Raw genomic sequence first — 13,139 nt, forward strand, 5'->3', positions numbered from 1 at the left:
CACCTTGAGACTTTAGTCGGGGGTATTGGCGAGAATTCGCCAAATCAAAAATAGTGGGAAGGTTAGAAATTTGTTTGTAGCTGTTGCAGCAAGATCACAGCTTGAGTACGGTTATTCACCCCAAGTTTACGGAAGATCGCCGTCATATGCGCCTTAATCGTCGCTTCAGAAATATCTAGCTCATAAGCGATTTGCTTATTTAAAAGACCATCATTAAGCATATGTAAGACTTTGGTCTGTTGTGGCGTGAGACTCGCAAGTTTCTCGCGGATCTCTTGATGCTCAGCTTCAATCTGAGCCAAGCCTTCGGGGAAATATGGTTCACCGCCAAGGACTTGGTTAATCGCTTGGACTAAAGTCTGCATTTGGCTGGATTTAGGGATAAAACCAAAAGCGCCACAAGCTTTGACTTGGCTGACAATGTTGAGATCTTCATTGGCTGAAATCACGACGATAGGCAAGTCAGGGTAGTCATGGCGTAATGTTTCAAGGCCGCTGAGACCATCAGCATCGGGCATTTTGAGATCAAGTAAGAGCAAATCCACTTCATCTAAGCTTGGAATTAATTCATGCAAGGCTTGGTGAGAATCTGCTTCATAGACACGGCTCGAAGCCACGCCCATATGGATCGCTTGATAGAGCGCGGTGCGAAATAAAGGGTGATCATCTGCGATGATGATTTGGTAGGTCACGTCCATGTTTGATCCTATCTCAATATGATGAGTTAACAGCATACCTAATCATCAAACAAAACCAAGCTTAAAAATATGAGCTTGATCGAGTTTTGTCGCAAGCAATGTGTCGCCAGTTAAAGGTTTTGAGCAATATGTTGTAAAAACGTATCTGCTGGCATAAAACCCGCAATCCGAGCATGGGGTAAATGCTCACCTTGCCCATTCCAGAACTCAAGGGTTGGCAACCCTAATACCTTCATCCGGCTCATCAGGGCAGTATCTAAATCATCCCCTTGAGTAACATCGGCTTGGATCAAGACAAAATCTTTGAGCACGGCTTCGACTTCTGGGGTATGGAAAGTGTATTTCTCAAATTCTTTACAGGCAACGCACCAATCGGCATAAAAATCTAGCATCACAGGTTTGCCGGCAGTTTTAGCGTCCGCTAAGGCTTTATCTAAATCAGCAACAGTTTTAATCCGAGTAAATGAAATTTGGCTAGCAGTTTTGCTTTGTGAGGCATGTGAGTCTGCGCCGCGAACCAGCGAAATCCCGATTTGCATTGAATAAAATAAACCGAGCAGTGCAATGATAGCGACCAAGCTTTGACGCCAAGTTTTTTGCATTTGAGTGTTTTGCACATGGAATAGCCAGCCAAAGCCAATCAAGCCCAAGGTTGTCCATAAACCTAAGCTCACAGCGCTTGGCAAAATACGTTCGAGCAAGAAAATTGGCGCAGCGAGGAGAACAAAACCAAAGCCAACTTTGACGATGTTCATCCAGTTGCCTGCTTGTGGCAAGAGTTTATTACCAAAGACAGCCACCAAGATCAAAGGGATACCCATACCAATGGCTAGCGCATATAAAGCAATTGCGCCGGTGAGTAAATCACCCGTTTGCGCGACATATAGCAGGGCGCCAGACAGTGGCGCAGTGGTGCAAGGTGAGCAAACTAAGCCAGAAATAGCGCCCATCACAAAGACGCCGACCAAGTTGCCGCCTTGTTGTTTGTTGCTCCACTCACTGAGTTTGGTTTGAATGCTTGCTGGCAGTTGGAGTTGATAGGCGCCAAACATCGACAGGGCGAGCAGCACAAAGACAAGGCTTAGCACGATTAAGACGCTTGGCGATTGCAAGGCTGCTTGGAACTGTACGCCAAAGGAAGCTACTACAAGCCCAAGCAAGGTGTACGTCAGCGCCATGCCTTGCACATAGATAAATGAAAGTTTAAAGGCTTGCGCAGCGCTGGTTCGTCCGCCACCAAGCACAATCCCAGTTAAAATTGGATACATAGGCAAGACGCAAGGGGTAAACGCAAGACCAATGCCTAAAGCTAAAAAGACAAACGGCGTCCACCAGTTATCAGAAAGTTGGCTCGCAAAGCTTGCATCTTGTGAACGCTCTTGCGGCGCATCTAAATTTGATGGAATGCTTTGATTGTTTTCTGATTGATTGCTTGCCGGTTGATTGCTTTGCGTTTGAGTACTTGCAGCTTGATTCGTTTGCGCAGTATCGGCAGATGTATTCGCAGCAACAGAAGTTAATGGGATCACGCGTTTCTCTGGCGGATAACAAAAACCAGATTTGGCGCAACCTTGATAAGACACGATTAATTCTGCGCCATCTTGTGTGGATTGAATTGGGACTTCAATACTGGCTGACTCAGTATAGATATGCACTTCACCAAAAAACTCATCTTGATGCGGCATGCCATCTTGGATCTTTATCTCACCAATTTGTGCATTATTCGCTTTCACCTCAAACTTTTCTTGGTAGAGGTAATAGCCGTCTTTAACTTGCCAGTGCAGTTTAACTAAACTTGTTTGATTTTCTTGATCTTGGCTTTGTTTGAAATCAAAGGCAAAGGCTTGATCAACCGTGACAAATTTAGGCGCAGAAATCGAACCTTGATTACTTTGCACCTGAAAGTTTTGTTTGGCTTGAGCATTTTGCTGCGGCTGAAAAGCTTGTGGCGCGGCATTGAGCTGAGCGCTATCTGTGGAAATATTCTTATTAATAATTTCGAGAGGCGTTTCTGTCGTATCAAGCTTTGCCCAGGCTGTATGCATGCCTAGCAAGGTGAGCAGAAGCGTTTGGAGCAAGATGAGTGACAGCGAAGAGATGCGAGCAGGTAGATTCAAAATAAGCCTCAAATAAGCAGCAAGCTGGATAGATTTGAGGCTATTGTAAGCAATATTGGCGGAAGATAAAGCCTTTCCCTTAGTGTTTGTGATATTTACAAACTTAATTCGGCTTTATCTTCTTGATTTATTAAGATTATAAAACGATACCACCAAAAATAAATCCAAGCGCAACCGCTGAGCCGATAGTCACTAAACCCGGTACCATAAATGGGTGGTTAAACACAAGATTGCCGATTCGGGTTGAGCCTGTGTCATCCATTTCTACCGCAGCTAGCAAGGTTGGGTAAGTTGGCAGCACAAACAGTGCGCTCACAGCCGCAAAAGATGCAATCGCTGTTAGAGGGGAGACGCCAATTGCAAGAGCAGCAGGCATCAAGGCCGTTGTAGTTGCGCCTTGTGAGTAAAGCAGCATAGAGGCAAAAAATAGCGTTGCAGCAAGCATCCAAGGGTATTCTTTTAGCAGCTCACCCGCAAAGTCTTTGATTTCTTGAATATGCCCAGAGACAAACGTATCCCCAAGCCAAGCCACACCAAGCACACAGATACATGCACTCATACCTGAGCGGAAGGTTGCCGCGCCAGCAATTTTTGATGCGTCAATTTTCGTGAAGGTCACAATTGCCGCTGCTGCTGTGAGCATAATTGCCATAATCGCTTGGTTACGGTCAATGTGCGGATGCGTGATCACGCCAACTGAGTCGCTGATTAAGGTCGCATAAACTACGACACAAACAATTGCAATCGCAAAAATAACCACAGAGGTTTTGGCTGTTGGCAAGATTTCACGGCCTTGCTCTGATTTAGTTTTGATTAAACCTTTTGCGAGACGATCTTTATAAATTGGATCATCTTTTAGCTCACAGCCCATAAAATTAGCCACAAAAGCGCCAATCATGCAGGCTGCAAAAGTAGTTGGGATACAGATAGCTAAGACGGTGAGATAACCCACACCGAGAGGCTCTAAAAGGCCAGCAAAAAAGACAACAGCAGCCGAGATTGGTGATGCAGTGATCGCAATTTGCGAGGCAATCACAGCAATTGAAAGCGGACGAGAAGGGCGAACGCCTTGCTCTTTAGCCACTTCTGCTATCACAGGTAGCGTCGAAAATGCAGTGTGCCCAGTGCCCGCTAGAATCGTCATCAAATAGGTCACAATGGGTGCATAAAAGGTGATGCGTTTAGGGTTTTTACGTAAAAAGTTTTCAGCAACATCAACCAACCAATCCATGCCGCCAGCAACTTGCATTGCTGCAATAGCAGTGATCACAGATGCAATAATTAAAATCACATCAATTGGAATTGTGCCCGCATCTAAGCCCAAAATCATGGTTAAGACCACGACTCCTGCGCCCCCAGCAAAGCCAATTCCAATGCCGCCTATCCGCGCCCCTAAGTAAATAAATAAAAGTACAATAATAAATTCAATCAGCATGTTATGGCCTAATTTTTTGATCTTTGCAGTCGAACATCCAAGTAAGTTAGTGCCAGCCTTGGACATAAAAAAAGAGTAAATTATTAATCTAATAACTTACTCCTTGTAAAGTTTTCGCTTTAAAAGCTGCTTACTCCTAAGTATTAGCTTAGTGCTAGATTTGGAGTTTGCATATTATAACTAGTCACTTAGTTATAAGATTTGAACGAGTTATACGCCTTAAGCTAGTTATAACGCTTGGCTGTATAAGCTGGGTGCATCAAATTCTCTGTTGAGAAAATGTTTTCTAACTCAGCTTCGGTGAGCAGGCCACGTTCGAGCACGACTTCTTTTACGCTCTTACCGGTTTGAGCGCAAATTTTACCGACAATATCGCCTTCATGATGGCCGATAAATGGGTTTAGATAAGTCACAATACCGATAGAGTTGAACACGTACGCTTCGCAGATTTCTTTGTTAACCGTGATGCCATCAATACATTTTTCACGTAAGTTGATGCAGGCATTTTTCAAGATCTCAAGCGATTCAAACATACATTGCGCAATCACAGGCTCCATCACGTTTAATTGCAGTTGGCCACCTTCTGCTGCAAATGAAATTGAGTTGTCGTTACCGAGCACTTTAAAGCAGACTTGGTTGACGACTTCAGGGATCACTGGGTTCACTTTGGCAGGCATGATGGATGAACCGGCTTGTAGCTCAGGTAAGTTAAGCTCGTTTAAGCCTGCGCGCGGGCCAGATGATAATAAACGCAGATCATTACAGATTTTAGAAAGTTTAACTGCAAGGCGTTTTAACGCGCCGTGCGCCATCACATAAGCGCCACAGTCAGATGTTGCTTCAATTAAATCTTCGGCTGGCTGACATTCAAAACCTGTCACTTCTGAAAGATGCTTCACCGCGAGTGCTTGATATTCTGGCGCAGCATTCAGGCCGGTACCAATTGCTGTCGCGCCTAAATTCACTTCAAGTAATAGTTTCGAAATATAATGCAGATTACGAATTTCTTCGTTTAAGGTGACAGACCAAGCATGGAATTCTTGGCCAACTGTCATAGGTACAGCGTCTTGAAGTTGGGTTCGACCCATTTTCAAAATAGAGTTAAATTCTTGGCTTTTAAGATCAAATGCGCCTTTTAGATATTCCACGGCATCAATCGTTTTTAAGATACTGCTGTAAACTGCGATACGAAAACCTGTCGGGTAAGCACAGTTGGTTGACTGGCTCTTGTTGACATGATCATTTGGGTTAATCACGTCATAATCGCCTTTTTCTTTGCCCATAAGTTCAAGCGCTAGGTTTGCGATCACTTCATTGGTGTTCATATTTACAGAAGTGCCGGCGCCACCTTGGAAAACATCCGATGGGAATTGATCCATGCATTTGCCAGTTTCTAAAATCACATCACAAGCTTTAATAATGTAATCAGAGATATCAGCAGGGAGCACGCCGATTTCTTTGTTTGCCATGGCTGCGGCTTTTTTGGTCATTACCATGCCACGAACAAATTCAGGTACATCAGAGATGCATTGATTTGAGATATTAAAGTTTTCAATAGCGCGAACGGTATGAATGCCATAATAAGCATCACTTGGTACTTCTCTAGTACCTAAAAGGTCTTCTTCTGTGCGGAAAGTAGGATGAGCAGTTTTTGTTTCAGTAGTCATTGTCATAATTATTATCCTTGATGGAATATATACCTAAATAAGCCAGCACTGTTTGTCTCTTTGGTGAGAGATCTATGTATCCGTACATCAGCATATATCAAGTGGGTCGACACTTAGATATTGTGGCATCTTTCCATACGCCTATCTTATCCATAAATCAGACGAATAAATTTACCTAGATCAATTTATATTAACACTTTAGTACATATAACTTAAAACTAATATTTCAGTGGTATAACAAGTTATCGATTGATTCTTAGCTAGTGATTTGTTAGTGATTTTGCCTAAAAATTCAGCATTTAATTCCATATAATTTACATGGTTACAGTGTTTTATTATATATAACAGATAGTTGCATCAAAATGGTGCATCGAATTTAACTTAGATTGTTAAAAATGTAAGCGGGTTATTCCGCATACTTTGTGCTTATCCATCAGAAGCGTATACTAGTTGGGTCATTTAAAAAGACTGGAGTGTGAATGTTTAGCATTTTATTGGCTTTATTTATCATCGTGCCAATTATTGAAATTAGTTTGTTTATTCAAGTTGGTGATGTTCTAGGAATGTGGCCAACCATAGCAATTGTATTTATTACTGCCGTGGTAGGGGCTCAATTAGTTCGTAGCCAAGGTATTGCAACGCTGCTTAATGTGCAGTCTCGTCTAGAAAAAGGTGAGATCCCAGCGCAACAATTACTTGAAGGTGTGTTGCTAGCCGTTGCCGGCGTTTTATTATTAACACCTGGGTTTTTAACCGATTTCTTGGGCATGACAGTGCTCTTGCCTGCGCCTCGCGCTTGGATTGCAAAAAAACTCATGACTAAGGTACAAGTTCAGACTATGGGCGGCGGGTTTCAAAGCTCTACCTTTGGTCAAGATCCCTTCCAAGACCCTTTCCGTGGCTCAAATAATGATGCAGGAGGTCAGACTTTTGAAGGCGAATATCAAAAGAAAGAAGAAGATCCAAATAAACAAATTAAGCCGTAATTATTGGTAATATATATAAATATCAATAATATAAATGGGTGTTAGTTTTGACTTTGTTTTAACGCTACTGAGCTGAAGCTATGGTTTATTTTATATTAACCGGATATGGAAAATTAAAGAGGACATATGAAAAAATTGATTACACTTGCAAGTATTACAGGGTTAGCATTTGTGCTCACCGCATGTGGACAAGAGGAAAAATCAGTGGAAAAAGCGCCAGAAACAACGACGGAGCAAGCTGCGCCGGCAGCAACATCTGAAGCGGCTACTGCACAGACAAGCAGCACAGCGCAGAACCTAAAAGCTGAGTATAAAGTCGCTTATGTAACTGGCACGGCGGGTTATTTAGAACGTATCGCTATGCCTGAGAATGCAGTGATCACAGTGACGTTAAACGATGTGTCGAAAGCTGATGTGGTTCAAGAGCCGATTTATACGCAACATATTCCACTGGAAGGCAAGCAAGTGCCAGTTAACTTTAAGCTGCGCTATGATGCAAATCTTATCAAAGATAATGGCATTTATACGCTTAACGCAGCATTAAAAGTGGACGATAAAACCATCTTCAGAACAGATACTCCAACTATGGTTTTAACTGACGATGCGAAAACAACTGACGCAAATCTAATTATGAAGCGTGTCCCAGAAGCAAACTAATTCCTTTTGGTATAAGAAATTAGCGCTTTAGAGCAGACAATAAAGAAGTACAAGGACGTACTTTCAAGTCCGTTAACTAGACTTTTCAAACGTTAGAGAAATCTAAACCGCCCCTTCAAATCCCATTTGGCGCCAAGCCTCAAACGCAATAATTGCTACTGCATTGGATAGGTTTAAACTGCGACTATCTGGCATCATAGGAATACGTATACGCTGCGCCATTGGTAAGCTTTCAATTAAATCACTTGGCAAACCACGCGTCTCTGGGCCAAACAAGAGCACATCGCCAGCTTGATAAGTGGCGTCAACATGATGGCCTGTGGTTTTTGTTGTGCAGGCAAAAATTCGAAAATCTTCTCCTTTTTCAGCCGCTAAATAATCTAAGAATGCTTGATAGTTGGCATGACGTTTAACATGGGTTAAAGCATGGTAATCAAGCCCCGCGCGGCGTAGTTTCTTTTCTTCTAAATCAAAACCTAGTGGCTCGATGAGGTGTAAGTTTGCACCACAGTTTGCCGATAAACGAATAATATTGCCTGTGTTGGGCGCAATTTCTGGTTCATATAAAGCAATATCAAACATAATTTATACCTAAAAATATCAACATAAAAAAATACCCAAACATAAGGTAAGTTTGGGTATTCTAGCGGTTTTAAGTTTATTGCTCTAGGAGTTTTGTCGCTTAGCTTTTGCTGATAGCTTGGTGGCTACGCGAGGCTTGCTTAGGCGATTTTTTCTTCGGCTCATTTATCACAGGTAGGCGAATTTCAACACCTAGGCCGCCATGCGTACTTTCATATGCATGAATGCTACCATTATGCTGACGTATCGCATTCTCTGTGATCGCAAGTCCAAGACCTGCACCGCCTGAGTCCCTGTCACGCGCGGTTGAGACGCGGTAGAAAGGTCGGAAAATTTCTTTTCTTTCATATTCTTCAACGCCTTCACCATTGTCTTCAATACGTAACACAATTGATTGCTTCTCAACTGAAGAGTTAAACCAAATCTCATCTTTGCTGTATTTAATTGCATTGCGTACGACATTTTCTACGGCGCTAGTTAACAAGTTTGGATTGCCGTGCAAGTAGGTTAATACCAAAGGTTGGACATGGAATACCTTATCCATTTGCTCAGCCTCAAATTTGGCATCTTCTAGTAAATCTTGCCATAAATCATTGCTAGACAAGCTTTCTTGCTCTTGATGGCTATCAACATATAAACGTGAGAGTTTTAATAGCTCGGCAATCATTTGCTCGAGGCGTTCCGCTTCTGTATCTATACGTTTAAGCTCGTTACTTTCGCCTTGTTTACGAATAGCCAAGGCATTCGCCATACGCAAACGGGTTAAAGGTGAGCGCAATTCATGGGAAATATCTGAAAGCAAACGTTGCTGCCCCGACATCATATTATTGAGTGCCATCACCATTTGGTTAAAGCTAGCGCCGGCTTGACGAAACTCGGAAGTGCCTTTTTCTTCTAAGTTCATGTCTGGCTCAAATTGACCACTGGCAACTTTACGCGCCGCTTTTTCAAGACGCATGGCTGGTTGTGACAGCGCCCAAGCAAGCCATAAGAGTAACGGCGTGCTCACTAGCATGATCGCAAGTAAAAGTTGTAGTGGACGATCAAAAAGTTGTAATACCAAGGGCGCAGGGCGATCCCAATGAAAGCCGAAATACATAAAGATATCACGGCCTTGAATGGTTATCGGGAAAGGCCCTAATACCATTAAGCGTCCATATAGCTTTTGTTGTGGGTTGTCTGGGGCTAAGTTTTGGGTCACAAAGTTATTAAAGGCGCGGCTATAACGACTATCTGGGCCTTGGATCCAATTGCCGTCCGCATCGGTTAATAAGATGTACTTAGGTACTTTATGACCTTCGCGTTGGTGTGCTCTTTTGACGGATTTAATCGCATCAATCAAGGAAGCTTCATTTTTATATTTTTGGCTAATTGTGTGAGTGATTTGACGCAAATCCTTTTGAATATGCTCCGGCACTTCTTGCATCTGCCTTGGGTCAAAATTAGGTACAGCCAAAGCTGCCATCACGACCAATAACATGGTAAACCAAAAAATAGCAAAAATTCGCCAATACAAACTGGAGATATTAGGTAACTTCATTACACACCTTTATTTTTTGCTTTAGAGGTTTCACTTTAATCATCTTTTACCATTAGGTAACCACGTCCACGTAAGGTTTTAATTCGCGGTTTTTGGTCATCGCGCTCTGGCAGTTTCTTACGTAAGTTGGAAACATGCATATCAATGGCGCGGTCAAAAGGTGACAAACGCTTCTCTAAAACTTCAAGGCTCAAGGTTTCTTTACTGACGGTTTGGCCTATGTTTTGGAGTAAAAACTGCAATAAGGTAAATTCTGTCGTGGTGAGATCAATCAATTGACCTTGGCAATAGGCTTCTTGTTTGGCCGGATAAACTTCAATATCTTGGCCGCGAATGACATCATCCGCATTGTTGCTTTCAGGCGTTGGAGTGTCCTGAGTACGGCGTAAAATCGCACGGATGCGCGCAAGCAACTCTCTTTCACTAAAGGGCTTAGGTAAATAGTCATCTGCGCCAAACTCAAGACCGATCACGCGATCAATTTCTTCGCCTTTTGCTGTGAGCATTAATACAGGCGTGTGCCAATCTTTACGTAAGGCTTTGAGCATGTCCATGCCATTCATTTTAGGCATCATGACATCGAGTAAAATCAGATCTGTATCTGAGCTTACCTTGGTTAAGCCTTCTTCACCATTGTGGGCTACTTGGACTTGAAAGTCTTCTAAATTCAGGATATCGGTAAGTAATTCAGTTAGTTCATTATCGTCATCGACTAATAATATATTCGCCATGCGCGCGTCCTATCTCTTGATTCGTATTAAAAATATACACTAATTCTAATCTTTATACTCTTGTGTATATTGAATTTGAGGCTTATTTAAGCATGCTTTACACTGAATTTAAGCCTCTTTACATAGCTTTACCAATGATATACACCTCTTGACCTTGTAGGGGGTACTATGTATCCATCAACACGGCAAAGCGCAGATGTTTTGCTAAGAACAAAACAAGATATACGCCATGTAAACAATGTTGAATATCTTAACTATCTATCAATATAGAGGTACAAACCTATGAACATGAAAAAAACATTAATTGCTTTAGTTGCCCTACCTATGGTTTTAGGTTCTGCTGGTGTTATGGCTCGCGGTGGCGATCACGGTTCACAAGGTGGTAAACATGGTGGTCTTGGTTTTGATCATCAAATCATGAAGCAGCTTGAATTAACGGATGCGCAAAAAGAAGAATTCAAAACCCTTCACAAGCAAATGCGTGAAGAAGGTAAAGCTGCGAAACAAGATCGCTCAGAGAAACGTGCTGCAATGAAAGCAAATCGTGATCAAATGGAAAAGCTTATCTTGGCTGAAAAGTTTGACGAATCAGCAGTGCGTGACTTAGCACAAAAAATGGCAAATGATCGTATCGAAGGTGAAGTTAAGTTTGCCAAAGCTCGTCATGACATGATGCAAATTCTAACACCAGAGCAACGTCAAAAGCTGCAAGAAATCCGTAAAGAGCAGCAAGCGAAACGTCTTGAGAAGATGAAAGAGCATGTGAAGCAAATGGAACAAAAAGCAGAGTAATTCATACTTAGCTAAGTTAAGCAATTAGGCTTAATTACAGTTATCTAGATAAAATAAACCCCGATACCAGAGATGGCGTCGGGGCTTTATCTTTTGTGTTGCATCCGGCAACTTTTGTGCTCCATGCATCATTCCATGATCTTAGCTATCCTAGCCAATCTCCCTGCCGCGCCATCCTAGCGGTGTCCTTTACATCCATGTTTGCATACATCCTTAATGCAAATATTCAGCAAATCCTATGCCGATCCTCTTTTGTATCAGTATTCCTTACCGATAGAAGCATCATACCGATAAGAAATAGCCTAACCAAGAGATCTCCATCATGCTTTCACTTGAGAAATGATGTTCTATTTTTTATTTTTAAAAATATCAGAGGTTTGACAAGATACTAGGTTGACTTAAGGTTTGCATACATTGGTGTTCTTTGAGGTTTATCACACGAAGTTGGAAGAATTTAATACGTATTTGTCGGTTTTTAAAGGCTTTAAAACAAGAAAACCCCGCTTGGGAAATTCCCAGCGGGGCTATAGTCTTACTCGCAGCATTCCGGCTACTTAGTGTGCTCCATGCATCAAATCCTTGATAGCAGCTTATCCCAAGCTAAATCCTTAACTTCGCCATCCTAGCGGTGTCCATAGCTTTCCTAGCACGTAAACCTTTCCTAGATTTACTCACATCACTTGTTCCGTGAGCGGTGTCCTTTACATCATCCTGATGAAAATCCTGCCTTATCCTTTAAGGTGTCCTATCATCCTTGGCACAACCATCCTAGTTATGCTTGCATCCTGCAATCCTAATCCTTTAAAGCTTCAGCCTTGAAACTTCTACAATCCTTGTCGCTTATCCTAAGCATTTTATTCCTTGTTGAGCTTTCCTTGTCAACGAGGAGAAGTTTAGAGGATCTCAGATTTCAAACAAGGGATCTAAATTAAATTATTTTCTGAAAATCAGCGCCCAGATAAGATTAATTCATATAAAACAACTATTTATATATTTTGTGTGAGCATTTTATATCAAAAGTATCTTGATTATCTATGTTAGGAATGGCTGATCTCTCACAAATGGAAGAGCATATAAGTAACTATTATTTATAAGGTTAATAGCTTACTTGAATATCTTTACGCGTTTTTACTTTCTATTGGCACTAATTGACCTTTTGTCAGTTATGCTAATAACAGATAAATAAAGGATAAGAAGAGGAAGTATATGATGAAAAAGCTAATTCTTAGCCTGTTATGTGTGGCATTTATGTTGCCGAGCTTTGCACAAGCGCATGGTGGCCATTCACATGGTAAGCCGCCATCACATAGTCATGGCAAGCCACACCATAATGATCACCATAGGTCGCCAGCTTATGGCCATCATAAGCCACACTATAAACCGCATTATAAACCGCGACCACCATATCGCCCGCATTATAAAAAACCACCTCACCATCATCATCATGATAAAAGAGGCCCTGATTTTGTGATTTCAAATCATGGCGTGTTTGTTGGGTTTAATTAAAGTATTGATACAAAGTGATGAATATGTAGATGAGCTAGTGACTTTCGGGTGGCTAGCTTTTTTATCTGCGCTGTAAACAGCTTGGTTGGTGAGGGATACATATATTGCAGACAAAAGAAAACCCCGCGGGAAATTCCCAGCGGGGCTATAGTCTTACTCGCAGCAATCCGGCTACTAAACGTGCTCCATGCATCTATTCCATGATAGTATACTGTATCCTTCAGTATAGTTCCTTTTCATCGCCTTCCTAGCGGTGTCCTCGGCCTTATCCAAGCCAGCAAACTGATCCTAGTTTGCATCGCATCACTCGATTCCTTGAGCGGTGTCCAGTACATCATCCTGATGTTTTTCCAAATCCTCATCCTAGAGGTTGTCCATGTCACGTCCTTGAGATATTACCATCCTAGTAATAAGTAGGTCCGTTTCAT

The 13,139-nt window shown here is 42.1% G+C and carries 11 protein-coding genes; 3 read left to right on the plus strand and 8 right to left on the minus strand.

What is annotated here, in order from left to right:
• Positions 1 to 62: 62 nt before the first annotated feature.
• From AC2VOY_RS07290 to aspA, 4 genes are all read right to left on the minus strand, one after another.
• The gene (locus tag AC2VOY_RS07290; protein WP_491830640.1) at positions 63 to 698 is read right to left on the minus strand and encodes a response regulator; all 636 of its coding nucleotides are present in this window, start codon (positions 696 to 698) and stop codon (positions 63 to 65) included.
• 110 nt (positions 699 to 808) lie between these two features.
• Positions 809 to 2,743, minus strand: a complete 1,935-nt coding sequence (locus AC2VOY_RS07295) for a protein-disulfide reductase DsbD (RefSeq protein ID WP_491833042.1) — start codon at positions 2,741 to 2,743, stop codon at positions 809 to 811.
• A gap of 208 nt (positions 2,744 to 2,951) precedes the next feature.
• Positions 2,952 to 4,250, minus strand: coding sequence for an anaerobic C4-dicarboxylate transporter (locus AC2VOY_RS07300; protein WP_491830642.1), 1,299 nt, complete (start codon positions 4,248 to 4,250; stop codon positions 2,952 to 2,954).
• Positions 4,251 to 4,474: 224 nt separating this feature from the next.
• On the minus strand, positions 4,475 to 5,923 hold the full coding sequence (gene aspA / locus AC2VOY_RS07305; protein ID WP_491830643.1) for an aspartate ammonia-lyase: 1,449 nt from the start codon (positions 5,921 to 5,923) through the stop codon (positions 4,475 to 4,477).
• A 473-nt stretch (positions 5,924 to 6,396) separates the two neighbouring features.
• On the opposite strand from aspA, the gene AC2VOY_RS07310 reads away from it, so the two are divergent.
• Positions 6,397 to 6,903, plus strand: coding sequence for an FxsA family protein (locus tag AC2VOY_RS07310; RefSeq protein WP_491830644.1), 507 nt, complete (start codon positions 6,397 to 6,399; stop codon positions 6,901 to 6,903).
• A 126-nt stretch (positions 6,904 to 7,029) separates the two neighbouring features.
• Positions 7,030 to 7,560, plus strand: coding sequence for a YbaY family lipoprotein (locus tag AC2VOY_RS07315; protein ID WP_491830645.1), 531 nt, complete (start codon positions 7,030 to 7,032; stop codon positions 7,558 to 7,560).
• A gap of 102 nt (positions 7,561 to 7,662) precedes the next feature.
• On the opposite strand, the gene AC2VOY_RS07320 is transcribed toward AC2VOY_RS07315, so the two are convergent.
• From AC2VOY_RS07320 to AC2VOY_RS07330, 3 genes are all read right to left on the minus strand, one after another.
• The gene (locus AC2VOY_RS07320; protein ID WP_491830646.1) at positions 7,663 to 8,142 is read right to left on the minus strand and encodes a tRNA (cytidine(34)-2'-O)-methyltransferase; all 480 of its coding nucleotides are present in this window, start codon (positions 8,140 to 8,142) and stop codon (positions 7,663 to 7,665) included.
• Between the two features lie 100 nt (positions 8,143 to 8,242).
• Positions 8,243 to 9,682: an envelope stress sensor histidine kinase CpxA gene (cpxA, locus tag AC2VOY_RS07325; RefSeq protein ID WP_491830647.1), complete on the minus strand. Its 1,440-nt coding sequence runs from the start codon at positions 9,680 to 9,682 to the stop codon at positions 8,243 to 8,245.
• Positions 9,683 to 9,717: 35 nt separating this feature from the next.
• The gene (locus tag AC2VOY_RS07330) at positions 9,718 to 10,413 is read right to left on the minus strand and encodes a response regulator (RefSeq protein WP_491830648.1); all 696 of its coding nucleotides are present in this window, start codon (positions 10,411 to 10,413) and stop codon (positions 9,718 to 9,720) included.
• 282 nt (positions 10,414 to 10,695) lie between these two features.
• Between AC2VOY_RS07330 and AC2VOY_RS07335 the strand changes: the two genes are divergently transcribed.
• Positions 10,696 to 11,205: a Spy/CpxP family protein refolding chaperone gene (locus AC2VOY_RS07335; protein WP_491830650.1), complete on the plus strand. Its 510-nt coding sequence runs from the start codon at positions 10,696 to 10,698 to the stop codon at positions 11,203 to 11,205.
• Positions 11,206 to 12,451: 1,246 nt separating this feature from the next.
• Here the strand turns inward: AC2VOY_RS07335 and AC2VOY_RS07340 are convergent.
• A complete protein-coding gene (locus tag AC2VOY_RS07340; RefSeq protein WP_491830652.1) occupies positions 12,452 to 12,634 on the minus strand; it encodes a hypothetical protein in 183 nt (60 codons plus the stop codon).
• Positions 12,635 to 13,139: the final 505 nt, after the last annotated feature.

The sequence above is a fragment of the Vibrio sp. KMM 9700 genome (genome assembly GCF_058545285.1).

Bases quoted from the DNA above. Each gene is read 5' to 3' on its own strand.
- AC2VOY_RS07290 (WP_491830640.1), bottom strand. From the start codon at position 698: ATGGACGTGACCTACCAAATCATCATCGCAGATGATCACCCTTTATTT.
- AC2VOY_RS07295 (WP_491833042.1), bottom strand. From the start codon at position 2,743: ATGCATACAGCCTGGGCAAAGCTTGATACGACAGAAACGCCTCTCGAA.
- AC2VOY_RS07300 (WP_491830642.1), bottom strand. From the start codon at position 4,250: ATGCTGATTGAATTTATTATTGTACTTTTATTTATTTACTTAGGGGCG.
- aspA (WP_491830643.1), bottom strand. From the start codon at position 5,923: ATGACAATGACTACTGAAACAAAAACTGCTCATCCTACTTTCCGCACA.
- AC2VOY_RS07310 (WP_491830644.1), top strand. From the start codon at position 6,397: ATGTTTAGCATTTTATTGGCTTTATTTATCATCGTGCCAATTATTGAA.
- AC2VOY_RS07315 (WP_491830645.1), top strand. From the start codon at position 7,030: ATGAAAAAATTGATTACACTTGCAAGTATTACAGGGTTAGCATTTGTG.
- AC2VOY_RS07320 (WP_491830646.1), bottom strand. From the start codon at position 8,142: ATGTTTGATATTGCTTTATATGAACCAGAAATTGCGCCCAACACAGGC.
- cpxA (WP_491830647.1), bottom strand. From the start codon at position 9,682: ATGAAGTTACCTAATATCTCCAGTTTGTATTGGCGAATTTTTGCTATT.
- AC2VOY_RS07330 (WP_491830648.1), bottom strand. From the start codon at position 10,413: ATGGCGAATATATTATTAGTCGATGACGATAATGAACTAACTGAATTA.
- AC2VOY_RS07335 (WP_491830650.1), top strand. From the start codon at position 10,696: ATGAACATGAAAAAAACATTAATTGCTTTAGTTGCCCTACCTATGGTT.